The following is a 25,182-nucleotide window of genomic DNA, read 5'->3' as shown; positions in this document are numbered from 1 at the left end:
AATTCGGGAGGCTTGCGCGGACGCCGGGCGAGGTCAAATCAAAAATTTGCACTCACCCCTCGTCAGAAAGCGAGGGACCCCTATATTCGACTAACACACCTCGGAAATTTCGGGGTCAGGGCTTGTGTTGCTAATTTGCAACACCATATCGGTGCGGTACAATCCATGAGGGACATCCAGAAATGAATCTCGAAAAATTCACCGACCGCGCGAAGGGTTTCCTGCAGAGCGCGCAGACCGTCGCGATCCGCATGAACCACCAGCGGATTACGCCGACGCATCTTCTCAAGGCGTTGCTCGAAGATAACGAAGGCATGGCTGCCGGGCTGATCCAGCGTGCAGGCGGCCAGCCCGGGCTGGCGGTGAGCGCCGTCGATGCCGAACTGGCCAAGGTCCCGGCAGTTTCCGGCTCGGGCGCGCAATCGACGCCTGGGCTCGACAATGATGCCGTGCGCGTGCTCGACCAGGCGGAACAAATCGCCGAGAAGTCGGGTGACAGCTATGTCACTGTCGAGCGTCTGCTGCTCGCGCTTGCGCTTTCCCAGACCAAGGCTGGCGAAGCGCTCAAGGCTGCGAGCCTGACGCCGCAATCGCTCGAAGCTGCGATCAACGAATTGCGCAAGGGCAAGACGGCCGACAGCGCCAATGCCGAGAGCGCATATGACGCGATGAAGAAATTCGCCCGCGACCTGACCGAGGCCGCGCGTGCGGGCAAGCTCGATCCGGTGATCGGCCGCGACGAGGAAATCCGCCGTACGATCCAGATCCTGGCTCGCCGTACAAAGAACAACCCTGCGCTGATTGGCGAACCGGGCACTGGCAAGACTGCCATTGCCGAAGGTCTCGCCCTGCGTATCGCCAATGGCGATGTCCCCGACAGCCTCAAGGGCCGTACGCTCATGTCGCTCGACATGGGGGCGCTGATCGCAGGTGCAAAATATCGCGGCGAATTCGAGGAACGGCTGAAGACCGTGCTCGATGAAGTGAAGGGTTCCGACGGGCAGATCATTCTGTTCATCGACGAGATGCACACCCTGATCGGTGCCGGCGCATCGGAAGGCAGCATGGACGCATCGAACCTGCTCAAGCCGGCTTTGAGCCGCGGCGAGCTGCACTGCATCGGCGCGACCACGCTCGACGAATACCAGAAATACGTCGAGAAGGACCCGGCCCTGCAGCGCCGGTTCCAGCCGGTTTTCATCGAAGAGCCGAGCGTCGAGGATACGATCAGCATCCTGCGCGGGCTAAAGGAAAAATATGAACTGCACCACGGGGTGAACATCACCGATGGCGCGATCGTAGCTTCCGCCCAGCTCTCCAATCGCTACATCCAGAACCGATTTCTCCCGGACAAGGCGATCGACCTCATGGACGAGGCGGCAAGCCGAATCCGCATGGAAGTGGAATCGAAGCCCGAGGAAATCGAAAGCCTCGACCGCCGCATCATCCAGCTCAAGATCGAAGAACAGGCTCTTTCCAAGGAAAGCGACGATGCCTCGAAGGACCGGCTCGCCACCTTGCGCGATGAGCTCGCCAATCTCGAGCAACAGTCGAGCGAGCTGACCACGCGCTGGCAGAACGAACGCGACAAGATCCAGGCCGAGAGCAAGATCAAGGAAGACCTGGATGCCGCGCGCATCGAGCTCGAACAGGCGCAGCGCGACGGCGATCTCGCGAAGGCGGGCGAGCTTTCCTATGGCCGCATCCCCGAATTGGAAAAGCAGCTCGAAGCAGCGCGCGAACAGTCCGAAAATGCGCTGCTGCGCGAAGAGGTAACCGAAGAGGATATCGCCTCCGTGGTCAGCCGCTGGACCGGCATCCCTGTCGACAAGATGATGGAAGGCGAACGCGAGAAATTGCTCCAGATGGAGGAAATCCTCGGCAAGCGGGTCATCGGCCAGAGCCAGGCGATCGAAGCGGTCTCGAAGGCCGTGCGCCGTGCTCGAGCCGGCCTGCAGGATCCGAACCGGCCGCTGGGCAGCTTCCTGTTCCTCGGCCCGACGGGTGTCGGCAAGACCGAACTGACCAAGGCGCTCGCATCCTTCCTGTTCGACGATGACCAGGCGATGGTCCGCATCGACATGAGCGAATTCATGGAGAAGCATGCGGTCGCCCGCCTGATCGGCGCGCCTCCGGGCTATGTCGGATACGAGGAAGGAGGCGTGCTGACCGAAGCCGTGCGGCGCCGGCCCTACCAGGTCGTGCTGTTCGATGAGGTCGAGAAGGCCCACAACGACGTGTTCAACGTTCTGTTGCAGGTCCTCGATGACGGTCGCCTGACCGACGGGCAGGGCAGGGTCGTGGATTTCAGCAACACGCTGATCATCCTCACTTCCAACCTCGGCAGCCAGTTCCTCGCCAATATGGACGATGGGCAGAAGGTCGAGGATGTCGAGCCGCAAGTGATGGACGTCGTACGCGGCCATTTCCGGCCCGAATTCCTGAACCGCCTGGACGAGATCATCCTGTTCCACCGCCTGGGGCAGGAGCACATGGCGCCGATCGTGGATATCCAGGTTTCGCGGGTTCAGAAGCTGCTCAAGGATCGCAAGATCACGCTCGACCTCACGGAAGGGGCGCGCAAGTGGCTCGGCCGTGTCGGCTACGATCCGGTGTATGGCGCAAGGCCGCTGAAGCGTGCCGTCCAGCGCTATTTGCAAGATCCGCTTGCCGACAAGATCCTGCGCGGCGATGTGCCGGACGGATCGACAGTGAAAATCGACGAGGGTGATGGCGAGTTGCAGATGGTCGTCAGCTGATTTTGGCGGCCATCGGGCAGTGAGTGGACAGCCTCGGCCTGACTGCTAGAAGCCGGTCATGCCAAGTCCGAAATCACATATCCTCGACGCTGTTGCGGCGCTCGAACAAGGCGAGCGCCGCCGTGCGGCTGCGCTGATCGCGCAAGACCTACGCGCTGGTGAGCAGACCGGCGACAAGTGGGCGAGCGTGAGCAAGCTGGCGAACAAGATTGGTGAAATCGACCTCGGCATAGAGGCCTCGCGCCGCTTCACGATGACCGAGCCGATCCGTCTCGACAGGTTGTTGCAGCATTGCGGCGCCCTGGCCCAGATCGGCCGTTCGGAAGAAGGCATTGCCTTGCTCGACCGGTTGCCGCCGCAGGCCCAGCAACATCCCGGCGCGCTGCATTTCCGCGGCACGATCGCGAGCGAAGGTGGCGATTTCGAGAACGCCGAGGCACTGCTGCGCCAGTCGCTGAAGGCGGCGCCGACTTCGCCGCAAGGCTGGTTCGCGCTGACCATGATAAAGACCTTCGAACCGGGCGATCCCGACTTCGCAGGCATGGCTGCAGTCGAGCCGCACATTGGCACGGTCGATCCACTCACTCAGGCGCGCTATTTCTACGGCATGGGCAAGGCGCTCGTGGACATGGGCGAGGTCGAACAGGGCTTTGCCTATTACGAGAAGGGGGCCGCGATCCGTCGGCGCGAGGAACCCTATGATCGCGAGCGGCACAAGGCATTCGCTGCCGGATTGATCCGCGATTTTACCGAGGAAGGTATGGCACGCCTCGTGCCATCACGAGCGAGGCAGCAGCGGGCGATCTTCGTGAATGGTCTGCCGCGTTCGGGGACCACGCTGGTGGAATCGATCCTGGCCAGCCATTCAAAGGTGACCGACGGGGCAGAGGTGAACCTTGTCCAAGCGGCGATGATCCCGACCAAGGACAACAGCTTTGAAGGCGCTATCGCCTATCAGGAACGCTCGAAGAGCAAGGATCCGTGGGGCGAAATCGCCGAAGATTACCACAAGATGCTCAGGATGCGTTTTCCCGGCTCCGGGCTGGTCGTCGACAAGACGTTGAGCCAGTCGATGGTGATGGGCCTGCTGCTTCACGCCATGCCGGAAGCGCAGATCATCTGGATGCGGCGCCGGCCCGAGGACATCGCACTTTCCGCCTATCGTGCATTCTTCACTTCATCGGTCAGCTGGAGCTGGTCGATGGAGGACATCGCGCATCAGATGAAGTTGGAAGACCAGCTCTTTGCGCATTGGACCGCGCTTTTCCCCGACCGGATCATGACGGTGCAGTACGAAGACATGGTGCGCGATCCGCAGAGCTGGATCCCGCGCTTGCTGGGGCATGCCGGCCTTGAGATGGAAGAAGGCGTGCTGGAGTTCCACAAGAACCGTCGCAAGGTGCGCACGGCCAGCGTGAAACAGGTGCGTTCGGCAATTTCCACCGATGCGATCGGCAAGTCTGAGAAATTCGCCGCGCAACTCGAACCATTCAGAGCTGCTTACTACGGCTGATCGCGGCGTTCGCCGTAACGCCAAAGCAATCTGATCAATCCCCGTGGTGCGCTCGGCCTGGAGTGCCATCCGCGCGTGCGTCCTGCGAATGCATCTTCACCGAGACCGGGCATAAAAAAGGGGACGGACCGAAGTCCGCCCCCCTCTTTATGATTCGCGTTGACCTTAGAACTCGATGTCGAGGCCCAGACGGACGTAACGCGGAGTCTGGTAAGTCGCCGGCAGGCCGTAGCTCGGTGCCGGGATGTAGTCCGTGCCGTTATCGAAATCGCCGATTTCGTTACGAGCCTGGACAGCCTGCGAGTTGAACAGGTTGAAGACGTCGGCGCGCAGCGTGAGGCCACGTTCACCACCGATCGGAACTTCGTAAGCAAACTTCAGGTCGAAGTTGCTGACCCAGTCACTCTTCTGAGCGGTACCGCGCGGCGAGAGTTCGCCGTCACAGAAGTGCGAAGCAGCACCGTAGGCGTTACCGAATGCGCTGTAAGGATCATTCGGCGTCAGGAAGTTCGCACGCGGGTCATAGCCGAAGCAGCTAAGCGAACGCGGCGACGACACGCTACCGTTAAGACCGACAGTGAACTTGTTGTCGAACTTGTAGGCACCCCAGAACTTGAACCGGTGGCGACGATCGTTCGGCAGGTAGCCGTACGCGCCATCGGTGAAGCCCGGCTGGTCGAAGTCCTGAGTAATACCGGCGTCGTCCTGACCGAAGTCGGACTGAACGAAGCCTTCCGAGTTACCCTTGCTCTTCGACCAGGTGTAGCTACCACCCATCGTCCAGACACCGTCGAACGGACGTTCGAAGGTGAATTCGACTGCGTCATAGGTACGCTTTGCCTTCGGATAGCCGAGGTCTTCGGCGCTGAAGGTTACGACACGGCCGTCGAGACCGTCCAGAGCAACCGTCATGTCCGAACCGGGGTTCGTGATGACGTACTGGTGGAAACCGGTCCAGGTCGACGAACAGCCCGTGATACCCTGATCGACGCAGTACTTGTTGACTGCTTCGTCAATGGCAACGTCTTCCGCGGTGCGGTTCAGTTCACGGTGGATGTAGCTGATGCCGGCGCGGAACTGACCGATGTCCTGCTCGTAACCAAGGATCCATTCGGTCTGCTTGGTTGCCTTCAGGTTTGCATCGATAAGAGCCGTCGACGGAGCAACTTCACCGTTACCGGTAACGTTACAGTAGGTGCCGGTCGAGAACGCGTACGTGGTCAGGTCGATCGGACAGTTGCCCTGATAGGACGCGCTGCCGGTGAACTGGCCGGTCAGGACAGGGATACCGTCGCCGTCGAAGCCATCATAGTAGAAGCGTTCGCGGACGTAGATTTCCGAACCAACCTGACGGAACGCCGTGTTCGAAGCGAACGGCAGGTAGTACTGGCCGTAGAAAGCCTTGAACTGACCGTTCATTTCCGGGAACACGTCGAAGGTCAGGCCGAGGCGCGGAGCCCAGTTGTCCTTCTGCGTCACATAGTCCGAACCGTCGGCCTTCTTCACGATGAAGTCATCGCGACGAACGCCCAGGCTCAGAGTCAGACCTTCAATCGGGGTCCATTCGTCCTGAGCATAGAACGCACGGTTACGAGCTTTGAACTGGCCCGACGAGTTGAAGTAGTTGATCTGCAGAATGGTCGGCGTGAGAAGCTGGTAGTAGAGACCAGCGTTACCGTAACCTGCGCTGAAAGCTTCCTGAGTCAGGATGCCACGGTCGAGCAGGTACTGACCGCCGGTACGCACTGCAGCTTCCTGCAGCGTGTTGTCTTCCTGGTCGAAACCAACGCGAAGGTGGTGTTCACCGAACGCCTGGAAGTACAGGTCGACGTCTGCGCGGTAGAATTCACGCTCGGTCTTGTACGGGCTGCTGGTCGATGCCGAAGCCTGACCGTTGGTGAAGCCGAGGTACGGAACCTCAGTGCCGTCCGACAGGAAAACGGACGAGCCGAAGTTACGAACTGCAGGAAGTGCAGCGTCACCAGCGACGCCGACGTTCTCGAAGTTGTCCTTCATCTTACCGTAGGCGCCCGAAACCGTCAGGAAGTCCGTCAGGTTGCCGGTGTACTTCGCAACGTAGCTGCGCCCACCGAAGTTGAAGTCCTGAACTGAACCAGCAAGACCCTGGCCGTTTTCGATCGAGTACGAGTAGTAGTCACGACGCGTCGTGCGGGTCGTGTCGAACATCGTGAACTCGAGGTGGTGACCGTCGATCGGATACGCGTCGAGCTTGATGCCCCAGAACGGATCGTTCTGCTTGTCGTGGATCGCGAGACCCGAGTTCAGGTTGATCGTGGTCGATTCCGATTCGCGGAATTCCACGAGGCCGTAGAAGAACAGACGATCCTTGATGATCGGGCCGCCCAGTTCGGCGACTGCCGAGTACGAGTCGGCTTCGTCGGCTGCGCGATAGGTCGAGTTCGAGCAGTTGACACCGAGGGTCGGATCGGTCGAATCGACATACGAGCAGCTGGTGAGGTTCTTGCCTTCCGACTTCAGGAAGTCAGGTTCCCAGTTCAGGTGCAGTGCAGCAGTGAACTCGTTACCACCCGACTTCGTGACGGCGTTGACGATACCACCGGTCGCACGGCCGAATTCAGCCGGGTAACCGCCCGACTTGACTTCGATCGAACGGTAGAATTCGAACGGAACACGAGCCGAACCAAGATAGTTGTCGAAGTTCGTGATGTTCAGGCCGTTGAGGTAGTAGGCGTTTTCAGCAACCGACGAACCGCCGATCGAGGCAAGGTTGCCGAATGCCGAGTCACCCTTGGTCGTGCCCGGTGCGAGCAGCATGACCGACGTGAGGTCGCGGCTGACCGGAACGGTCTTGGCGAGTTCTTCAACGTCGACGTTGAGGCCGGTCGTGGTGCCGCTGAAGTCGCGGATGATGCGCGAACCGGTAACGACGATTGCCGAACCCGTCTGCGTCATCGGGATTTCGACGGTCGCGGTCTGCGAACCGAGGATCGCAACGCCCGAACCGGTGAAGTTATCGTAACCACCAGCATCGACAACGATGTCGTAGTTGCCGACCGGAAGAGCGGCAATGCGGAAGCTACCGTTTGCAGCAGAAGTGGTCGTACGGCTGACGCCAGTATCGTTCGAGGTTACGGTCACGGTTGCGCCGCTGATGGGAGCGCCGCTCTCATCGGTCACCTGGCCCGAAATAGCGCCGGACGTATAGTCCTGTGCGGCAGCAGGTGCGATCGCAACGGTACCCGCAGCAACGCCAGCGCCGAGAAGCGCAACAGCTTGCAGTGCGGACCCCGTAGCCAGCATCCTTTTGCGAAGATTGCTAGTTGTCATTGGCTTTATAGTCCCTTTGTCAGAGCCTGAGGGCAGGATACCCGGCAGGCACGTTCTTTCCGCGTAAATTGCACCTTCCCCCTCGGGCATTGCAATTATGCGGAATGGACGGGTGATTACTCATCCGACCAGCCAATGCAAAAGGATTGGTCCCGCCATTTGGCGATGCAGAAATCGGTGTGGCAAATACGGCACAACGAGGCGTGGGCGCGAAATCATCTTGCCCTTTCGGGCGTGATTTGCGCCATTTTGTAACACCGAATGTGACGGGCTTGCAGCGCGACAACGATGTGTCCCGAGCCGAATCTCGCGAAATGGCCACTTTGCGGTGCCCTTTCGGCCAAGATTCTTGCAGCTTCATGACGCCCCGACAGGCTCCATATATTGCCGGCTCATAGGTGTTCCCTCCCTCTGAAATTCATGCTTCAGCGGGCATTGGAAGTTGACGCCTACGTAAAGCCTGCTTACGCGAGTGGCAAATAGCAACCAATTGGGAGAATCTGCATGGGCACTGCCTATATCGTCGAAGCTGTCAGGACTGCCGGCGGGCGTCGTGGTGGGAGGCTCGCAGGCGTCCATCCGGTCGATCTCGCGGCGAAATCGCTCGACGCAATTATCGAGCGCAGCGGCATCGATCCCAAGGCAATCGACGATGTGGTGATGGGCTGTGTCAGCCAGGGCGGCGAGCAGGCCATGCAGGTTGGCCGCAATGCGGTTCTCGCAACCAAGCACCTCGGTGAAAGCACACCGGCTGTGACTATCGACCGCCAGTGCGGTTCCTCGCAGCAGGCCATCCAGTTTGCCGCGCAGGCCGTCATGAGCGGGACGCAGGACGCCGTGATCGCGGCAGGTGTCGAAAGCATGAGCCGCGTGCCGATGGGCTCGACCGCCATGTTCCACATGAAAGAGGGTCTGGGTAACTACAAGTCGCCCGGTCTCGAGGAAAAATATCCCGGCATCCAGTGGTCTCAGTTCATGGGCGCCGAGATGATCGTGAAGAAGCACGGCTTCACCAAGGACGATCTCGACCGCTTCGCGCTCGGCAGCCATTTGAAGGCGATCGAAGCGACCAAGGCCGGTGCTTTTGACAAGGAAATCGTGCCGATCGAAATCGAGACCCCGGACGGCACCGAAATGCACACCGTCGATGAGGGTATCCGTTTCGATGCGACGCTTGAAAGCATCTCGGGCGTGAAGCTTCTGAGCCCTGAAGGCACCATCACCGCAGCGACCAGCAGCCAGATCTGCGACGGGTCTTCGGCAGTGCTGGTGGTCAACGAAGAAACGCTGAAAACTCATGGCCTTACGCCGCTCGCCCGCATCCACAACATGACCGTGACCGCAGGCGATCCGGTGATCATGCTGGAGGAGCCGCTGTTCGCCACCGACCGCGCGCTGCAACGCGCAGGCATGAAGATCGGCGACATCGATCTCTATGAAGTGAACGAGGCATTCGCTCCGGTTCCGCTCGCCTGGTTGAAGCATACAGGCGCCGATCCCGACCGGCTCAACGTTCACGGCGGCGCGATCGCGCTTGGCCACCCGCTCGGCGCTTCGGGCACGAAGCTGATGGCGACACTGGTCCACGCGCTCCACCGCCACGGCAAGAAATACGGCCTCCAGACGATGTGCGAAGGCGGCGGCGTCGCCAACGTCACGATCATCGAGGCGCTTTGAAACACCCCAAATCCTGAGAGGACAATTTGATGGAAGTCAGTGCAAATACCCCCGCAGTCGTAACCGGCGGTGCATCGGGCCTCGGCGCGGCAACTGCCCGCGCTCTCGCAGCCAAGGGCGCAAAGGTCGCAATCTTCGACATGAACGCCGAGAAGGGCGAGGCGCTCGCAGCCGAACTCGGCGGCGTGTTCTGCAAGGTCAATGTGACCAGCGACGAAGAAGTCGACGCAGCCTTTGCCAAGGCGCGCGAGGCGCATGGCCAGGAACGCATTCTCGTCAATTGCGCCGGTATCGGCAATGCGATCAAGACCGCCAGCCGCTCGAAGGAAGACGGTTCGATCAAGCACTTCCCGATCAGCGCCTTCGATTTCGTGATCCAGGTGAACCTCATCGGCACGTTCCGCTGCATCGCCAAGTCGGCTGCCGGGATGCTGACGCTCGATCCGCTCGACGAAAACGGCGAGCGCGGCGCGATCGTCAACACCGCGTCGGTTGCCGGTGAAGACGGCCAGATCGGCCAGGCCGCCTATTCGGCATCGAAAGCTGGCGTCATCGGCATGACCCTGCCTATCGCGCGCGACCTGATGAACGAAGGCATCCGCGTGAACACGATCCTGCCGGGCATCTTCGATACCCCGCTGCTCGCCGCAGCGCCGCAGAACGTTCGCGATGCGCTGGCTGCCTCGGTTCCGTTCCCCAAGCGCCTCGGCGTGCCGAGCGAATATGCCAAGCTTGCAATGTGCATGATCGAAACTGGCTATTTCAACGGCGAGGACGTCCGCCTCGATGGTGCCATTCGTATGGCCCCGCGCTAAGCGGCAAAGCCTTCAAATGTATAAGCGCCGCCCGTTTGAAAGAGGAACGGGCGGCGCTTTGCGTTTGGGAGGAAGGCCGCGATCAGTAGGCGGTTTGCATCAGCGTGACGGTACCGCGCCAGTCTGCTTTTTCCGCCGCATCGGCCAGCAACTGCGCCACGTCACCGCGCGCCGCCTTTGCATTCGGATCCACGTCATCGCCAAGCAGCACTTTGCCGGTCGGGCCATCGTCGGTCAGATGGACGGGACGCAGAATCGCATATTCCAGCGAGCTCTTGATCAGGTGCTCGTCGGCGGCATGTTTTGCCTCGAGGTAATGCTTCAGGTCACTGTCTTCTGGCGGATTATCCGCGCCGACCGAACTCAGCATGACGAACCGGCGTACGCCGCCTTTTTCGGCAATATCAATCAGGCTGATAGCGCCATCACGGTCGACTTTGTCGGTCATTTCTTCACTCGTGTCACCGCCTGAACCGGCAGCGAACACCACGACGTCGCAGCCATCGGTTACGCTCGGGTCCAGATCGGTCAGGTCGGCTTTTACCCGAACTGCCTCTTTCGGCAGTCCTGACGTGTCCGAACTTTCGCGGACCATGGCGACGGGCGTGTGACCGCGTTTTGCCAGTTCTTTGGTAAGGCGAAGGCCTGTATTGCCGGTCGCGCCGGCGATGAGGATTTGCATAATATTCTCCGTGTATTTCGTGTGCTTGTTGCGCTGATTACGAGGGCAGGAAAATGGCTTTCGCGTTGACGAATTCCTTCATCCCGAACCCGCCATGTTCGCGGCCGTATCCGCTGTCCTTCACACCGCCGAAAGGCATGTTGGGGTCTGCCGCCCCAAAGGAATTGATGCGGATCATTCCTGTATCGAAATGATCGCGCGCAAGGCGGATCGCCTTGTCTTCGTCCTTGGAGAAGATACCGCCGCCAAGGCCATAGCGGCTGTCGTTGGCAATACGCATCGCATCGTCGTCGTCCTTGGCGCGGATAACCGAAGCGACGGGGCCGAACAGCTCGTCATCATAAGCGGGCGTGCCGGGCTTGCAGTCGGCGAGCACGGTTGCAGGGTAATACCAGCCATCGGGATCGTCCTCCGGATCGCCGCCGCACAGCAGCGTGCAGCCGCCATCGACGCTCTTCTGCACCTGCTCAACCAGCGTTTCGAACTGCTCCTTGCTGGAGACCGGACCGAGCTGCGTGTCCTCGCTGGTCGGATCGCCCATCTTGGCCGATTTCATGCGCTCCACGAAAGCCTCGACGAAGTCATCGTAAACCGTCTCGGTCACGATAAAGCGCTTGGCCGAAACGCAGGTTTCGCCATTGTTGTAGAGACGCCCGGCAACGCAGGTCTTCACTGCCAGATCGATGTCTGCGTCTTCGAGCACGAGATAGGCGTCGTTCGAACCCAGCTCGAGCACGGTTTTCTTCAGCGCTTCGGCCGCCGTCTTGCCGATGTGCCTTCCGGCTCCGTCGCTGCCGGTCATGGTAACGGCGCGGATCTTGTCATGCTTGATGATCTCATCCGACACATCGTGATCGACCAGCACCACGTCGAAGAGGCCTTCGGGGAGACCCGCTTCGAGGCACAGATCGCGCAGCAGCAAGCCGCTGCCGGTGCAGATCGAGGCATGCTTGAGGATGCAGGCGTTACCCGCCATCGCATTCGCGGCCAGCACGCGCACGGGCTGGTAAAGCGGGAAGTTCCACGGCTGGATCGAATAGATCACGCCGATGGGGGAATAGGTCACGATGCCGCGCTTCTTGCCGCCCGAATGCGTGCGCTCTTCGTCCGCTAATTCGGACGGGCCATTGTCGGCGGTGTATTCGAAGATGCGGGCGCAAATCTCGACCTCGGTTGCGCCGTCCTTGAGCAATTTGCCCATCTCGCGCGTCATCATCTCGCTGATGCGGCCGGAATTGTCGCGGAGCATCTTGGCAATCTTGCGCAGGATTTCGCCACGGTCTTCGTGGCTGCGGGTGCGCCAATCGAGGAAGGCTTCGTGTGCTGCCTCGATTTTCGCAAACGCTTCGTCCTTCGACATCAGGTCGTAGGTTGCGATGGTTTCGCGTGTTGCCGGGTTGTTTGTCGTTATTTGCGCCATGGGGTGCCTTCGAATGATTGAATTGGGTTCTCCCGTATTGAACGGCCCCCAAGGGCATGATGTTCCGGAAAGTATTTTAACCGACCGCTGGAACCGATCGGCTGGTTGTATTTCCTACCTTGCGGCCCGGAATTAAGGCTGTCGGCATGACAATCGATGTTACCGACCTGCCTGCCAGTTCGCTGCGAAAAAAGTCGCCCCGCGGCGGCCTGATTTGCTTGCCAAGACTGTGTTCCATGTGTTCCATCCAGTTGGAATTGGAGGGACATTGCAGATGACGGAATTCACCCAGATCAATCTCGACAAAGCCGACGGTATTGCCACGCTGACGCTTCATCGTCCGGAAAAGATGAACGCTTTCACTCACACGATGATGGATGAAATGATCGCGGCGATCGACGACACCGATGCCGATGACAGCGTGCGTGCGGTGATCGTTACCGGTCATGGCGACCGTGCGTTTTGCGCGGGTGCGGACCTGACACCGGAAGGATCGGACGGAAATGTCTTTGCCCGCCACGACCCGGTCGAAACTCTGTCCGATGAACGCGTTCGTGATGGCGGTGGACGCCTGACCCTGCGCCTGTTCAATTCGCAAAAGCCCCTGATCGGTGCCTGCAATGGCGTTGCGGTCGGCGTCGGTGCGACCATGCAGCTGCCATTCGACATGCGCCTGTGCAGCGACAATGCCCGGTTCGGTTTCGTTTTCGCGCGCCGCGGCATCACGCCGGAAGCATGCTCGAGCTGGTTCCTCCCGCGCCTTGTTGGAATGCAGACGGCTCTCGAATGGTGCATGACCGGCCGGATCTTCGATGCTGCCGAAGCCAAGGAGCGCGGCCTGGTCCGCTCCGTCCACCCGCAAGGCGAATTGATGGACGCCGCGATCGCCATCGCGCGCGAGATCGCGGACAACACCTCGGCAGTTTCGGTCGCCATGACCCGCGCCATGCTGTGGCGGCTTTCGGCAACCGAGCATCCGATGATGGCGCATCGGGTCGATAGCCGGGCGATCTATCGCCTCGGCAAGAGCGCGGACTCGAAGGAAGGCGTGATGAGTTTCCTCGAGAAGCGTCCGCCGAACTATCCCGACACTGTCAGTCAAAACATGCCCGACTTCTATCCGTGGTGGGACGAGCCAGACTTTCGCTGACCAAAGATTGGCTGCGCTTGTCATGAACGTTGGTTGCATTAGAAACCAACGTATGACTGGAGCGGGATCGAAGAACAAGCAGGGGCAGCTGGCGGATTTCCTGCCGTACCAGCTGTCGATTACCTCCAATGCGGTCAGCAGCCTGATCGCGCAGCGTTATCGCTCGCGGTTCGGGCTGAAGATCACCGAGTGGCGCGTGATGGCCGTGCTCGGCGATGCTGGCGAAGCGACCCAGCGCGAGCTGACGGAAGCAACGTTGATGGACAAGGTTGCGGTCAATCGCGCGTGCAAAGTGCTGGAAGAACGGGGCCTTCTCGAACGCCAGCCGAACAGCGCCGATGGCCGCTCGCATCATCTGGCGCTCACGTCCGAAGGGCGAGCCATGCGCGGCGAGATCATGCCGTTGGCGCTGGCGATGGAGGAAGAAATCTTCGCAGCTTTCGGGGATTCCGAAAGAGAAGCCTTTCGCGCCATGCTGAAGCGCGTATTCGACCAGGCCGAAAAGCTAGGGGCCGCCCCGCGCGACTGACGCGGAGACGGCCCCTGCCTTGCGGTTCGCGCCGATAGGGCGGCCGCTTTTTCTCTCTATCGACCGGGCTTGCCGGCGAAGGCATCGGCGATTGAACAGGCCGCCGGGCCGAGAATGACGATAAACAGCACCGGGAGAATGAAGCAGATCAGCGGCACGGTCATGATGGCCGGAAGGCGGGCAGCTTTTTCTTCGGCGCGCATCATGCGCTCGTTACGGAATTCGGCCGACAATACGCGCAGTGCGGAAGCCAGCGGAGTACCATAGCGTTCGGTCTGGACCATCGTCGTGACCACGCCTTTGACCGCTTCCAGATCGACGCGGTAGGCAAGGTTGTCGAAGGCCTTCTTGCGCTCGTTCAGGAACGAAAGTTCGATCGCCGTCAGTGCAAACTCGTCGCCGAGTTCGGGATAGGCACGGCCCAGTTCCTTGGCGACGCGGTTGAAGGCGGCGTCGACGGTCAGACCTGCTTCGGCGCAGATGACCAGGAGGTCGAGCGCGTCCGGCAGGCCCTTGCGGATTTCACCTGTGCGCTTGTCCGCCTTGTTCTTGAGGAACATTTCCGGGCCCTTGTAGCCCAGGTAAAGCAACAGCCCCATCGCGCCGATACGCTTCATCGAACCCCAATCCGGGAAGTAATCGATGACGTAAATCATGACGACGCCGAGCACGCCGAGCATGATCGGCAGCACCATGCGCAGTGCGATGATGTAAACCGCCAGTTCCTTGTTTCGGTAGCCGGCATGCGCCAGCTTCTGCTGGATGTCCTCGATCTGGCTCTGCTGAAGGACCTTCATGCCCTCCAGCTGCTGCTTCATCTTGTCGGTGCCTTCGGTCTTGCGGACCAGGCTGGCGCGCTTTTTCGCGCTCGACGTGACGATACCTGCCTTGAGCTCGTCGCGGCGGTCGTTGAGCGACTTCACGCGCTTTGCCATCGGGTCCTTGATCGTGACCGCAGTATAGATCGCGAACATCACCGCCATGGCGGCAAGGCCGGCCAGGATGGTCCCGACGAGGATGACGTCGAAACCGAGAAGCTGGGGTCCGGTTGGCTGTTCAAGCATTGCTATCCGTCCTCGCTCAGATTTCGAAGTTGACCATCTTGGCCATGATGAAGGCGCCGATCGACATCCAGACCATGCCGCCGAGACCGGCGACGATCAGGCGATCGTCCTCGAAGAAGCCGCCGATGTACGACGGGTTGATCCACCAGATCAGGCCGAACACGATGAAGGGCAGCGAACCGACGATGTAGGCCGATGCTTTCGATTCAGAGCTCATCGCCTTGATCTTCAGCTTCATCTGGGCGCGCTTGCGCAGAACGTCCGAAAGGTTCGAAAGCGTTTCGGCCAGGTTACCACCGGTTTCGCGCTGGATGGCGAGGGTGATGCAGAAGAAGTTGAATTCCGGGATATTGAGCCTGTCGGCCGTATCCTGCAGCGATTCTTCCATCGTGCGACCGATCTTGATGCGTTCGGTCACAGCCTTGAATTCTTCGCCGACAGGTCCGGGCACTTCCTGTGCGACCACGCCGAGAGTTTCGGTCACCGGCAAGCCGGAACGCAGGCCGCGAACGAGCAGTTCGATGGCGTCGGGAAACTTGCCGTTGAAGTTGTTGGTCCGCTTGTTGATCAGGTAGTTCACCGCCATGTGCGGCAGGCCGGCACCGATCAGCAGGCCCACGCCAGCCGACATCATGAACGCGCCCGTGCGCAGGAACACGACGACTGTAATGAACAGCGCGATGCCGAGCGATGCGTAGAGGTACTGCGACAGCGTCCAGCCCTTGCCGGTGCGGTCCAGGCGCATTTCGAGCGCTTCGATACGCGAACCCGACCCGGCCACCACGTGAGCCTTCGGCTTGCGCGAGGCGATCGCCTTCTTGAGCTGCGATTCAACCTTGGTGTCGGTGCTTTCCGAGTGACGATAGCGCACCGCCTGAAGGCGCCTGTGGCTTTCCTTCGAGGGAGACGGACCGGCCACGAGCATGTAGCCTCCGGCGAGGACGCTCAACACAACGCCCGCGACTAGAAGGATTTGCAAAGTGGTCATGCGCTGTGTCCCGCCTTTCCGTCTTCAATTCAATCGCCCGCAGGACGCGGGCAGGCCGCCCCTGCCACCGGACCTTGATCCGCTGGCAGGGAGAACCGCTGTTATTCAGCAGGTTCCGGAGCTGCGGCCTTCTTTTCCTTCTTCGCCAGCAGCGACTTGAGATCGAAACCGCCAAGCAGCGACTTTTTCTCTGTCTCCAGGCTCGAAAGGTCTTCTTCGCTTGCACCCATCACACGTTCGGCGATCTGCTTCATCACGCCCGAAGCCTTCGAGGACTTGTTGGCCGCGATGAAGGTCTGTCCGAGCTTGGCGGCATTGGCTGCCGCCTTGACGTCGTAAGGGATGGTGAAGTCGATCTTGCGTTCGATCGAGGCTTCGAAATCCGCCTTGCTGATCTCGGCAACGCCGGGCTGGACCTTGTTGGCGATGATCATGATGTGAGCATGCGCCGCATTGGTTTTCAGCCAGCTGAGGATACGGATGGTGTCGCGTGCCGAAGCGAGCGTCATTTCCGTGGTCAGCAGGATCAGGTTCACGTCCGCCAGAACATGCGGGAAATTGATCAGCATGTTGCGCGGCAGGTCGACCACCGTCATTTCGAACGCCTGGCGGAATTCTTCCTCCAGTTGCACGAAAGCAGCGCCGTCGGTCATCAGCGGCTGGCTGATCGGAGCTTCTGCCGACAGGATCGACAGATTGTCGTTCGCACGGATCATGGCGCGTTCGATGAACAGGCCGTCGATGCGGCTCGGATTATCGATCGCGTCGGTCAGGCCGCGGCCCGGTTCGAGATCCAGTGCCAGGGCACCGGTGCCGAAGTGGACGTCGAGGTCGAACAGGGCCGTCGGGGCCTTGTGCTCTTCGCTGAACTGCCATGCGAGCGAGGTTGCAAGGGTCGATGCACCCACGCCGCCACGCGCGCCGACGACTGCCGTCGAGATGTGACGCTTGACGCCTTCACCTTCGGCGTTGCGCGGTGCAGTGAACACGGCCTGGGCCTGGTTCAGGGCATCGCGAAGCGAGCCGGCCGAAAGCGGTTTCAGCAGGTAGTCGTGAATGCCGCTGGCGAGCAGGTCGCGATAGAGGCGCACGTCATTGACCTGGCCGATCGCGATCACCACCGTGCCGGGTTCGCAAACCTCGGCGAGGGCGTTGATGTCGTTCAGCGGATCTCCGCTTTCCGACAGGTCGACCAGCAGGATGTTCGGGCTGGCGCTGACACTTAGCGACTGGATCGCGTTACGCAGACCGCCCTTGTTGCACTTCTCAGGCTGCCATCCCAGCTCGATCACGACCGGACGAAGCACGTCGAGTGCTGCATCGTCGCAGATGTAAGCGGCGAAGGGATCGCGGTTGCCCGGCATGCCGGATTTCCAAGGCGCATTCATGACTTACTTCCCTCCGCTCTTGCCAAGGCCGCCTGCGCCGGTCGGCGTCTGGCTGCGATAACTGTCGATGGCTTTCTTCGAGCTCATGATCACGGTTTCGCCCGTGCCCTTTTGCCCTTCGATAAGATCCTGCGGGTTCGCGACCATGGCGGCGAAGTTGCTGTTCACCGCGCAACCGTAGTTGGTTGAGGTCGCGTTGTTGTAGTTCATGTCCGACGAAGTCGACCAGTTCGGACAGTTCGGAACCGAGGCTTCCGTGCGGGTCAGCACGATGCGGGCCTGGCCGGGCTGGACGAAACCGGAAGTGACCGGTGCGGTATCTTCGACGAGGATGCCGTGACGCCCGGCGAGGCGGGCAACCGCATCGCGCGTGGCTTCGCTGGCCATAGGATCTTCGATGGCGACGCGGTCGCCATAGCCGAGGTCCATCGCCTCGAACCAGCCAGCGACACGCTGCTGTTCGGGGATGGTCAGGCCGCCACTGCCGGTGTCGACGTCGAGCGAATAATTGGTCCGCTCAACAACCGGCTGGTTGACGCTGTAGAGGCTCCGATTGGTCGGCATGCCGCCGCATCCACCCAGCACCAGGCCGAGCGAGAGGGCGAGGGCACCTGCGAGCTTGCTGTGATTTGCAATGGGCATTGTACTCACCTTTCTCGATTAGAGGCTGAAACCGGGCGCGGCCGTTTCGGCGCGGAGGTCTTTCTTGCGCTTCTTGTCCTGCGCCTGGCGCGAGACGGTCTGCTGGCTGCCGGGAACGATGGCAGCAGGTTCGACCTGGCTGACCGCTGGCGGCGGTGCATCCTTGTCGACCGATGTCGGACCCGGACGCGATGCGCCGGATTCGCTGTCATGTTCCTGGTAACCCAGAAGCTGCTGGATCTCGTTGGCGGCCTTGAAGCCGTCGGTCGGCAGTTTGATCTCGTTCGCGCTCACCGGTTCGACCAGATAAGGCGTCACGATGATGACCAGCTCGGTTTCGCCCTTGCGATAGCTGCGCGAGCGGAACAGGTTGCCGATGATCGGCATGTCGCCAATGCCCGGAGCCTTGTCGAGCGAGTTCTGCGAGTTGTTGCTCATCAGACCTGCGATCATGAAGCTCTGGCCCGAACCCAGTTCCACCGTCGTTTCAGCGCGGCGGATGGTGAGGGCAGGGATCTGGAAACCGTTGATCGTGACCGAGCCCTGGCTCGAAAGTTCGGAGACTTCCGGGCGGACGCGGATCGAGATGCGGCCATTCGACAGCACCGTCGGCGTGTAGGCGAGGCTGACACCGTAGTTGCGATATTCGATCGCCGTAGTGCCGAGGCCCTGGCTGATCGGGATCGGGAATTCGCCGCCGGCAAGGAAGTTGGCGGTTTCACCCGAAAGCGCGGTCAGGTTGGGCTGCGACAGCGTGGTGATCAGACCGATACGTTCGGCGAGGTCGAAGCCTGCTGCGATGTCCATTCCGAACAGGCGACCGGCAGCCTGGATGGCTGTCTGGCCGACCGACGGGCCTTTGAACTGGTACTGAGTACCGCCGTAAACGAACTGGCCGGTTGCCGGATTGAACGGCAGCGACAGCGAACCTGTAGGCAGGCCGAACGCATCCGAAGCGTCGACGACCGGGAAGTTGCTGAGATCGGCATCGCCGATCGAAACGAAGTCGCGACCACGGCCGACACCGAACAGGAAGCCGCCGCTATTGTCGCGGGTCGCCAGGTTCGAACCGATTTCACGAACCAGCGAACGGCTGACTTCGGCAAAGCGGACCTGCAGGTTGACCTGCAGCGGCGTTGCCATCTTCAGGCGGCTGATCACGTTGCTGTTGTCGCCGACGAAAGCCTGGACGAGGCGTTCTGCTTCGGCAGCGTCTTCAGGGGCGGCAACCGTCCCGGTCAGCAGCACGGTGTTGGAGCCCATGGTAGCGACCGAAATCTTCGCTTCGGGCATCGCCAGAGCCAGCATCTGGTCGATGCTGTCGATGTTCGAACCGACGCGAATGTTGGCCGACCAGATCACGTCACCGGCAGCATTGCTGGCATAGATCGTGGTCTGACCGCCGGCTTTGCCGAAGACATAGAGCTGGCGCTGCGATTTGACCTGCACGTCGGCAACCGAGTCGTTCGAGATGAAGACGTCGGCCATCGAACCGGGGATCGTGACGAGTTCGCCGCGACCGATCGACAGGACGATATCCTGTGCCGGGCCGCGCACCGACTGGGCAGTCGCGGTTTCCACCGGAACGCTGGTGAGCGGCGCAATGGCCAGGCTCGCAAGCAGCAATTTAGCAGTCAGGCGACGTTTCATTGTGTTGCCCCTCTTCGTGATCCCTGTTGCCTTGTCGGCAGGTTTTTTCGTGCTCGAAATGCGCATCATGGCCCCCATCACCGGATCAGCGCTGCGCCAGCGGTCGGAACCGTCTGGGCGGCTTCAGCGGTGCCTGCCGACTGCGCGGAAAGAATGCGTCCGGCACCCGAGCCGACCGGTACTTCGGTGGTCGACTTGCCGCGCGTCACGCGGACCGACGGACCGGAATAGACCGGGGTGCCGCTGACCTGCGCGGGAACACCCATCTGCGGCGGCGTCTGGCGTGCCGAGCTGTTCTGGGCCGGAACGGTGCTGCGCTGGAAGCGCGATACGTCGCCGCCCGTGCTGAACGTGGTGCCCTTGTCGATCGGACGGTTCATCGCGACGCGAAGCAGCGCTTCTTCTTCTTCGGGCGTAGCGTCGTCAGGAACGACGATGTCACCCGAGGCGATGGCCTTTTCGAGTTCGACCTGGTTGTCCGCAATCGAACGCAGGACCAGGCTGATCTGGCCGAGCGTCTGCGCGACAGCGACCTTTTCGGCGATCTTCGGCGTCACTTCGAGAGTGACGGTGCGCGAAGCCTTCACGACGGTCTGGCCGTCCTTGCCGGTCTTGTGTTCGGTCTTCTGGTCGGTGGCGAGAACGCGCAGGTTCTGGAGAACGGTTTCGGCAGCCTTAAGCGGCTGGCCTTCGTCACCCTTGACCGTTTGCGTCAGGACGAGGTCGACCCGGTCACCCGGGAAGACGAAGCCGGCAACACCGGTCTTGACCGAAACCGGGATGGTGACAGCGCGCATGCCCGGGCCGAGAGCCGCAGCAAGGAAGCCGCGATCGCCCGGCTTGACCAGCGAGCCGATCGTCACAGGTTCGCCAGCCGTGATCGGATGACGCACGACAGTGCCGACGAGCTGGCTGATGTCGGATTCGCCATCGATGAAATAGGCATCCTGGACCAGTTCTTCGGGCCACTGCTGGAAGCTCAGCGCATCGGGCGTGATGATCGTGCCGGTCGGCAGGCCGCGCTGTGCGATCAGCACCTTCGGACCTTTCGGGACAGCGGCAGCTTCAGCCTCTGGCGCGCCAGCGCCGGCAAACATGCTACGTGCTGCCAAAGCGGTACCGATGGCAATCACCAGCGCACCAAGCAGCAAAACCAGCTTCTTCCTATCCATGGCTATTCTAGCCCCCTCGTATCGGCCCAAACGGTTTGCGGGCGGGTATGGTTTAAGTCTCTAAGTCCGGATTGGTTAAAATCGGGTTCATCCCAAACCGGCCGCCTGGCCGGCCTGCGGAAAATAGTGGGCGCCAAGGACCCAGAGGCCCCCGACTGCGATTGCGACACCGTATGGAACTGCGATCTTGTCACGTTCGCGGCGCATGATGTGCCAGGCACCGACGACCACGGTCAGCACGCCGCCGACCAGGGCCATCACCACCAACAACTGGAAAAACAGTGACGGAACGATCCAGAGGGCGAGCGCAGTCAGCAGTTTGACGTCGCCGCCGCCCATCATCTTCATGGCGAACAGAACGGCCAAAATGGCAAAGGCTGCCACGGCAACGCCGAGCTGCAGGGCCACATCGGGCCACAGATCAAGGCCGCTGGTCCACCAGAATACCGGTGCGAAAGCGGCGATGCTGAGATTGAGCCAGTTCGAAATCTGGCGGCTGCGAATATCGGTGAAGGCAGCAACCAGCAGTGCGATTGCCAAGCCCACGAGCAGTCCGTAGTGAAGATAAGCGCTGAACATTTGGCCCCCAAAGTCCCCTTTGAGGGCCGGTGCTACAGGGTATCACTTACCAAAAAGTAACCAGTCTCGGAGGTCCGCCATTAGCGATACGAGCAAAGCTGCCGATTACCCTTTCGATCGGCGCGTCATACCGACTGCGGCAGAAGAGACTGTTTGGACCGCGAGCGACGGTCACAAGATACGCCGGATCGACTGGCAGGGCGCGCTGTCGAGCCCACGAGGTTCGATCCTGTTTTTCCCAGGGCGGGGCGACAATTACGAAAAATATCTCGAGACGCTGGACCAATGGCACCGCGACGGGTGGCGCGTCACCGCGGCTGATTGGCGCGGCCAGGCAGGTTCGGGCAGGCTTGGCTCCGACGCTGTAACCGGCCACGTAGGCGATTTCGGGGACTGGATTGCCGACCTTTCGGATTTCTGGCGTGAATGGAAAGCGCAGACGCCGGGACCGCATGTATTGTCCGGCCATTCGATGGGCGGGCACCTTGTCCTTCGCGGATTGGCAGAAGGGGTGGTGGATCCAGATGCGATGGTGCTTTCGGCGCCCATGCTCGGATTTGCCGGCTCCTTGCCAAATGCGATCGGGCACGCTGCGGCGAAACTGATGTGCCGGATTGGCGACACCACACGTCCTGCGTGGAAATGGAGCGAGAAGCCGGGGCAGGTGCCGGCCTCGCGCCAGGACCTGCTGAGCCATGATCCCGATCGTTACGAGGACGAACTGTGGTGGCGAGAGAAGAGACCGGAACTCGTTATGGGGCCGGGCAGCTGGGGGTGGGTCGAGCGTGCCTATGCTTCCATGCGCGGGTTGTTCGAACCCGGAAAACTCGAAGCGGTGAACACGCCGGTCCTCTTGCTCGGTACATCGAATGACAAGCTGGTAGGAATGCCTGCGATAGAAGAGGCGGCGCGCCGCCTGCCAAATGCCGAGATCGTCCGCTTCGGAGACGAGGCGCGCCACGAAATCCTGCGCGAGGTCGATCCGGTTCGCGACCGCGCCATGGATGCGATTGCGACTTTCCTTGACCGCGAGGCACCGGCACGCTGAATGCCGCAAGCATGACGGAAGTATTCGATTATGCGATTGTCGGAGCCGGTATGGCCGGGGCGAGCCTCGCTGCCGAAATCGGCGGGCAGGGCTCGGTCCTGGTACTCGAGCGCGAAGATGCGCCCGGATACCACTCGACGGGCCGTTCGGCAGCCTTCTGGGAAGAATGTTACGGCGGCCCGGATATCGTGCCGCTTACAATCGCATCGGGCAATTTCCTGCGCGAGAACGGTTTCCTCACCCCTCGCGGCGCGCTGTATCTCGCACGCGCGGATGACGAGGGGAAAATTGGCGAATTCTTCGACATGTTTTGCGATTCCGGAGCGCATTTCGAAAGGATCGAGCGCGACCAGCTAGAGGAAATGGTTCCGACCCTGCGCGCCGAATGGGACCGCGCGATCTGGCAGCATCGCTGTGCCGACATCGATGTGGCGGGGCTGCACGCACACTATCTCGGCATCAGCCGGAAATCGGGACACGCGGCGGAATGCCGCGCAGAGCTTGTCGGTGCAGATCGCCTCGATGGCGTCTGGCAGCTTGAATTGTCAGATGGTCGCCGGTTTGCCGCCAGGACGCTGGTAAACGCAGCCGGAGCTTGGGCAGATCAGGTCGCCGAGCTTGCTGGCGCAAAGCCGCTCGGCATCCAGCCATTCCGGCGCACGGTCGTGCAGTTGCGGGTCGATCCGGCTGCACCGGCGGATATGCCGCTGTGTCTCGACATCAGCGGTGGGTTCTATTTCAAGCCCGATAACGGCCGTCTCTGGCTTAGCCCTCATGATGAAACTCCGAGCGAGCCGGTCGATGCTGCCCCGGATGAATTCGATGTCGCCGTCGCAATTGACCGGCTGCAATCGGTGTCCACCTGGAAGATCGAGGCAGTCGAGCGCAAATGGGCGGGGCTTCGCAGTTTCGCGCCGGACCGCCGCCCGGTCTATGGCTTCGATCCCGGAAGGGAAGGGTTTTTCTGGTTTGCGGGGCAAGGGGGGTACGGCATCCAGACCGCTCCGGCAGCGGCCCGCCTTGGCTCGCAGCTTCTGCTTGACCTGCCAAGGGATGCGATGACCCTGAAAATCCCGGCGGAACGCTATTCTCCCGGAAGGTTCGCCTAGCCAAGACAATATCAATTGTTAAAGTGGGGGCGACTCAAACCGACGGGAGACCATTAAGATGGCGCATCATTTCGAAATCTACAAAGACAAGGCAGGCGAATTCCGCGTGCGTTTCAAATACAATTCCGAAGTGATGTTCTCGACCGAAGGCTATGCTTCCAAATCGAGCGCGCAGAACGCGATCGAATCCATGAAGAAGAACGGCCCCGGCGCGGAAGTCGTCGACAACAGCTGACAGCTAACGGCCTTCGCGGGCGATCCGGTCCGCTTCGTCGCTGGCGAGGCGGTCCACCCGCTCGTTTTCGGGATGACCCGCGTGGCCTTTCACCCAGTGCCACCTGACGCGATGGCGCGCCGTTGCCTCGATCAGTTCATGCCATAGATCGGCATTGCGCACGGGTTTCTTGCTGGCATTAATCCAGCCGCGCCGTTTCCAGCCTTCGACCCATTTCGTGATCCCATCGATCACGTATTTGCTGTCGGAATAGAGATCGACCTCGCAGGGTTCGATCAGGGCGCCGAGACCCCTGATCGCCGCCGTCATTTCCATGCGATTGTTGGTCGTGTCGGCATCGGCCCCCGAAAGTTCCTTCTCGTGCTGGCCCATGCGTAGCAGGGCACCCCAGCCGCCAGGGCCGGGATTGCCCTTGCACGCACCATCGGTGAAAATCTCGACCTTCTTCATGGCAGTGCCTTTGCCAAATCAGGCGCTAAAGGCAAAGGCCCGGTCGCTCGCTTCGGCGTAGAACGCCAGCCTCCGGGCGTAATCCATCGGATCCTTGCGAGATACCAGAGCATCGTCAGGCGTGTTGAGCCAGTCTTCGGCGCGGCTTGCGATAAAACGCAGGCATGCGCCCTGGGCGAGGACAGGCAGCGATGCCCGCTCGGCATCGTCGAGCTTGCGAACGCTCTCGTAACCCTCGAGCAGCGCTGCGCCTATGTCTGCCGAGAAAGTCTTGCCTTTCCGGTCGAAACACCAAGCCGCATGGGTAACAGCCAGATCATAGGCCATCGCCTCTTCGCAGGCGAAGTAGAAGTCGATCATCCCGGTGACGCGGCTGCCCAGCATCAGGACATTGTCTGGAAAAAGATCGGTATGACAGATCGAGCGCGGCAGGTCCCATGGCCAGGCATCGCGGACCCGCTGCGCGACCGCGATCATGTCCGGTAGATCGTCATCAATGGCCGAAAGCGCGTCTTCGCCGCAGCTCTGCAATGTGTGCAGGGACATCGAAATGTCGAGCCCGTTGGCACGCGTCTTGTCGTAGCTTTTCGAGGCCTGGTGCATTTCGGCAAGGGCGATGCCGACGGCCCGTGCCTGCGAGGCCGTAGGATGGTCGACCGAGACCCCCGGGAGGTACTCGATGAGGGCCACTGCCTTGCCATCGATTTCGCGCGATGCGCCGCCGCTCCTGTCATGGATGGTGCGGGGAACAGGGCAATTGTTTGCCGCTAGATGATCCAGCAGGCCGAGGAAGAAGGGCAGCTCGGAAATGTCGATCCGGCGTTCGTACATCGTCAGGATGAAGCGTTTGCCGCCATCGCCACCGCCTGTCGTCTCGATAAGCCAGTTACTGTTCGAAACACCTTCGGCGATGCCTTTCGCCGATACCAGTTCGCCCACGTCGTATTGGGCGATCAGTTCTGCCAGGTCTTCGGCACCGAGGTGGGTGTAAACGGCCATGCAG

Annotated in this window: 21 protein-coding genes; 9 read left to right on the top strand and 12 right to left on the bottom strand. The window is 60.9% G+C overall.

What is annotated here, in order from left to right; all coding sequences use genetic code 11:
• Positions 1–182 precede the first annotated feature (182 nt).
• Together clpB and AMC99_RS09460 are read left to right on the top strand one after the other, a co-directional pair.
• On the top strand, positions 183–2,759 hold the full coding sequence (clpB, locus tag AMC99_RS09465; RefSeq protein ID WP_061925940.1) for an ATP-dependent chaperone ClpB: 2,577 nt from the start codon (positions 183–185) through the stop codon (positions 2,757–2,759).
• A 58-nt stretch (positions 2,760–2,817) separates the two neighbouring features.
• Entirely contained in the window at positions 2,818–4,272 is a 1,455-nt protein-coding gene (locus AMC99_RS09460; RefSeq protein WP_061925938.1) for a tetratricopeptide repeat-containing sulfotransferase family protein, read from the top strand.
• Positions 4,273–4,437: 165 nt separating this feature from the next.
• Here the strand turns inward: AMC99_RS09460 and AMC99_RS09455 are convergent, their stop codons facing one another.
• Positions 4,438–7,554 carry a TonB-dependent receptor gene (locus AMC99_RS09455; RefSeq protein WP_061925935.1) on the bottom strand — a complete coding sequence of 1,039 codons (3,117 nt, stop codon included), beginning with the start codon at positions 7,552–7,554 and terminating at the stop codon, positions 4,438–4,440.
• A gap of 531 nt (positions 7,555–8,085) precedes the next feature.
• Between AMC99_RS09455 and AMC99_RS09450 the strand changes: the two genes are divergently transcribed.
• Together AMC99_RS09450 and AMC99_RS09445 are read left to right on the top strand one after the other, a co-directional pair.
• A complete protein-coding gene (locus AMC99_RS09450; RefSeq protein ID WP_061925932.1) occupies positions 8,086–9,258 on the top strand; it encodes an acetyl-CoA C-acetyltransferase in 1,173 nt (390 codons plus the stop codon).
• A 29-nt stretch (positions 9,259–9,287) separates the two neighbouring features.
• Complete coding sequence (locus tag AMC99_RS09445) at positions 9,288–10,073, top strand: SDR family NAD(P)-dependent oxidoreductase (protein WP_061925929.1); 786 nt, start codon at positions 9,288–9,290, stop codon at positions 10,071–10,073.
• An 82-nt stretch (positions 10,074–10,155) separates the two neighbouring features.
• Here the strand turns inward: AMC99_RS09445 and AMC99_RS09440 are convergent, their stop codons facing one another.
• Positions 10,156–10,755, bottom strand: a complete 600-nt coding sequence (locus tag AMC99_RS09440) for an SDR family oxidoreductase (protein WP_061925926.1) — start codon at positions 10,753–10,755, stop codon at positions 10,156–10,158.
• A gap of 37 nt (positions 10,756–10,792) precedes the next feature.
• Complete coding sequence (locus AMC99_RS09435) at positions 10,793–12,175, bottom strand: NAD-dependent succinate-semialdehyde dehydrogenase (protein ID WP_061925924.1); 1,383 nt, start codon at positions 12,173–12,175, stop codon at positions 10,793–10,795.
• 274 nt (positions 12,176–12,449) lie between these two features.
• On the opposite strand from AMC99_RS09435, the gene AMC99_RS09430 reads away from it, so the two are divergent.
• Positions 12,450–13,325: a crotonase/enoyl-CoA hydratase family protein gene (locus AMC99_RS09430; protein WP_061925921.1), complete on the top strand. Its 876-nt coding sequence runs from the start codon at positions 12,450–12,452 to the stop codon at positions 13,323–13,325.
• 52 nt (positions 13,326–13,377) lie between these two features.
• Positions 13,378–13,854, top strand: a complete 477-nt coding sequence (locus AMC99_RS09425) for a MarR family winged helix-turn-helix transcriptional regulator (RefSeq protein WP_061925917.1) — start codon at positions 13,378–13,380, stop codon at positions 13,852–13,854.
• A gap of 56 nt (positions 13,855–13,910) precedes the next feature.
• Here the strand turns inward: AMC99_RS09425 and AMC99_RS09420 are convergent, their stop codons facing one another.
• The 7 genes from AMC99_RS09420 to AMC99_RS09390 all read right to left on the bottom strand — a co-directional run bounded on the left by AMC99_RS09420 (position 13,911) and on the right by AMC99_RS09390 (position 21,337).
• Complete coding sequence (locus AMC99_RS09420) at positions 13,911–14,918, bottom strand: type II secretion system F family protein (RefSeq protein ID WP_061925915.1); 1,008 nt, start codon at positions 14,916–14,918, stop codon at positions 13,911–13,913.
• Positions 14,919–14,934: 16 nt separating this feature from the next.
• A complete protein-coding gene (locus tag AMC99_RS09415; protein WP_061925912.1) occupies positions 14,935–15,906 on the bottom strand; it encodes a type II secretion system F family protein in 972 nt (323 codons plus the stop codon).
• Positions 15,907–16,007: 101 nt separating this feature from the next.
• Entirely contained in the window at positions 16,008–17,294 is a 1,287-nt protein-coding gene (locus tag AMC99_RS09410; protein ID WP_061925909.1) for a pilus assembly protein CpaE, read from the bottom strand.
• Between the two features lie 3 nt (positions 17,295–17,297).
• Positions 17,298–17,936 carry a CpaD family pilus assembly protein gene (locus AMC99_RS09405; protein ID WP_061925906.1) on the bottom strand — a complete coding sequence of 213 codons (639 nt, stop codon included), beginning with the start codon at positions 17,934–17,936 and terminating at the stop codon, positions 17,298–17,300.
• Positions 17,937–17,954: 18 nt separating this feature from the next.
• Positions 17,955–19,586: a type II and III secretion system protein family protein gene (locus AMC99_RS09400; protein ID WP_061927888.1), complete on the bottom strand. Its 1,632-nt coding sequence runs from the start codon at positions 19,584–19,586 to the stop codon at positions 17,955–17,957.
• A gap of 77 nt (positions 19,587–19,663) precedes the next feature.
• Complete coding sequence (gene cpaB, locus AMC99_RS09395; protein WP_061925903.1) at positions 19,664–20,758, bottom strand: Flp pilus assembly protein CpaB; 1,095 nt, start codon at positions 20,756–20,758, stop codon at positions 19,664–19,666.
• An 87-nt stretch (positions 20,759–20,845) separates the two neighbouring features.
• The gene (locus AMC99_RS09390; protein WP_061925900.1) at positions 20,846–21,337 is read right to left on the bottom strand and encodes an A24 family peptidase; all 492 of its coding nucleotides are present in this window, start codon (positions 21,335–21,337) and stop codon (positions 20,846–20,848) included.
• A 79-nt stretch (positions 21,338–21,416) separates the two neighbouring features.
• Here AMC99_RS09390 and AMC99_RS09385 point away from each other — a divergent pair, with 79 nt between their 5' ends.
• The 3 genes from AMC99_RS09385 to AMC99_RS13875 are packed head-to-tail and all read left to right on the top strand — an operon-like array spanning position 21,417 to position 23,729.
• A complete protein-coding gene (locus AMC99_RS09385) occupies positions 21,417–22,385 on the top strand; it encodes an alpha/beta fold hydrolase (RefSeq protein WP_061927887.1) in 969 nt (322 codons plus the stop codon).
• A gap of 11 nt (positions 22,386–22,396) precedes the next feature.
• Complete coding sequence (locus AMC99_RS09380) at positions 22,397–23,494, top strand: NAD(P)/FAD-dependent oxidoreductase (RefSeq protein ID WP_061925896.1); 1,098 nt, start codon at positions 22,397–22,399, stop codon at positions 23,492–23,494.
• Positions 23,495–23,552: 58 nt separating this feature from the next.
• Positions 23,553–23,729 (top strand): YegP family protein, encoded by a 177-nt coding sequence (locus tag AMC99_RS13875; protein ID WP_083440132.1) that lies wholly within the window; start codon positions 23,553–23,555, stop codon positions 23,727–23,729.
• Between the two features lie 3 nt (positions 23,730–23,732).
• Here the strand turns inward: AMC99_RS13875 and rnhA are convergent, their stop codons facing one another.
• Positions 23,733–24,179 carry a ribonuclease HI gene (rnhA, locus tag AMC99_RS09375; protein WP_061925893.1) on the bottom strand — a complete coding sequence of 149 codons (447 nt, stop codon included), beginning with the start codon at positions 24,177–24,179 and terminating at the stop codon, positions 23,733–23,735.
• Positions 24,180–24,197: 18 nt separating this feature from the next.
• Positions 24,198–25,178, bottom strand: coding sequence for a homoserine kinase (gene thrB, locus AMC99_RS09370; RefSeq protein WP_061925890.1), 981 nt, complete (start codon positions 25,176–25,178; stop codon positions 24,198–24,200).
• Positions 25,179–25,182 lie beyond the last annotated feature (4 nt).

The sequence above is a fragment of the Altererythrobacter epoxidivorans genome, assembly GCF_001281485.1.
GTDB classification, from domain to species: domain Bacteria; phylum Pseudomonadota; class Alphaproteobacteria; order Sphingomonadales; family Sphingomonadaceae; genus Erythrobacter; species Erythrobacter epoxidivorans.
The sequence above is the reverse complement of the archived record's forward strand: the minus strand, read 5'-3'. Positions and strand labels throughout refer to the sequence as shown.

What these genes read in the sequence shown, in the direction of transcription:
- clpB (WP_061925940.1), top strand. Translation starts at nt 183, where the DNA reads ATGAATCTCGAAAAATTCACCGACCGCGCGAAGGGTTTCCTGCAGAGC.
- AMC99_RS09460 (WP_061925938.1), top strand. Translation starts at nt 2,818, where the DNA reads ATGCCAAGTCCGAAATCACATATCCTCGACGCTGTTGCGGCGCTCGAA.
- AMC99_RS09455 (WP_061925935.1), bottom strand. Translation starts at nt 7,554, where the DNA reads ATGCTGGCTACGGGGTCCGCACTGCAAGCTGTTGCGCTTCTCGGCGCT.
- AMC99_RS09450 (WP_061925932.1), top strand. Translation starts at nt 8,086, where the DNA reads ATGGGCACTGCCTATATCGTCGAAGCTGTCAGGACTGCCGGCGGGCGT.
- AMC99_RS09445 (WP_061925929.1), top strand. Translation starts at nt 9,288, where the DNA reads ATGGAAGTCAGTGCAAATACCCCCGCAGTCGTAACCGGCGGTGCATCG.
- AMC99_RS09440 (WP_061925926.1), bottom strand. Translation starts at nt 10,755, where the DNA reads ATGCAAATCCTCATCGCCGGCGCGACCGGCAATACAGGCCTTCGCCTT.
- AMC99_RS09435 (WP_061925924.1), bottom strand. Translation starts at nt 12,175, where the DNA reads ATGGCGCAAATAACGACAAACAACCCGGCAACACGCGAAACCATCGCA.
- AMC99_RS09430 (WP_061925921.1), top strand. Translation starts at nt 12,450, where the DNA reads ATGACGGAATTCACCCAGATCAATCTCGACAAAGCCGACGGTATTGCC.
- AMC99_RS09425 (WP_061925917.1), top strand. Translation starts at nt 13,378, where the DNA reads ATGACTGGAGCGGGATCGAAGAACAAGCAGGGGCAGCTGGCGGATTTC.
- AMC99_RS09420 (WP_061925915.1), bottom strand. Translation starts at nt 14,918, where the DNA reads ATGCTTGAACAGCCAACCGGACCCCAGCTTCTCGGTTTCGACGTCATC.
- AMC99_RS09415 (WP_061925912.1), bottom strand. Translation starts at nt 15,906, where the DNA reads ATGACCACTTTGCAAATCCTTCTAGTCGCGGGCGTTGTGTTGAGCGTC.
- AMC99_RS09410 (WP_061925909.1), bottom strand. Translation starts at nt 17,294, where the DNA reads ATGAATGCGCCTTGGAAATCCGGCATGCCGGGCAACCGCGATCCCTTC.
- AMC99_RS09405 (WP_061925906.1), bottom strand. Translation starts at nt 17,936, where the DNA reads ATGCCCATTGCAAATCACAGCAAGCTCGCAGGTGCCCTCGCCCTCTCG.
- AMC99_RS09400 (WP_061927888.1), bottom strand. Translation starts at nt 19,586, where the DNA reads ATGAAACGTCGCCTGACTGCTAAATTGCTGCTTGCGAGCCTGGCCATT.
- cpaB (WP_061925903.1), bottom strand. Translation starts at nt 20,758, where the DNA reads ATGGATAGGAAGAAGCTGGTTTTGCTGCTTGGTGCGCTGGTGATTGCC.
- AMC99_RS09390 (WP_061925900.1), bottom strand. Translation starts at nt 21,337, where the DNA reads ATGTTCAGCGCTTATCTTCACTACGGACTGCTCGTGGGCTTGGCAATC.
- AMC99_RS09380 (WP_061925896.1), top strand. Translation starts at nt 22,397, where the DNA reads ATGACGGAAGTATTCGATTATGCGATTGTCGGAGCCGGTATGGCCGGG.
- AMC99_RS13875 (WP_083440132.1), top strand. Translation starts at nt 23,553, where the DNA reads ATGGCGCATCATTTCGAAATCTACAAAGACAAGGCAGGCGAATTCCGC.
- rnhA (WP_061925893.1), bottom strand. Translation starts at nt 24,179, where the DNA reads ATGAAGAAGGTCGAGATTTTCACCGATGGTGCGTGCAAGGGCAATCCC.
- thrB (WP_061925890.1), bottom strand. Translation starts at nt 25,178, where the DNA reads ATGGCCGTTTACACCCACCTCGGTGCCGAAGACCTGGCAGAACTGATC.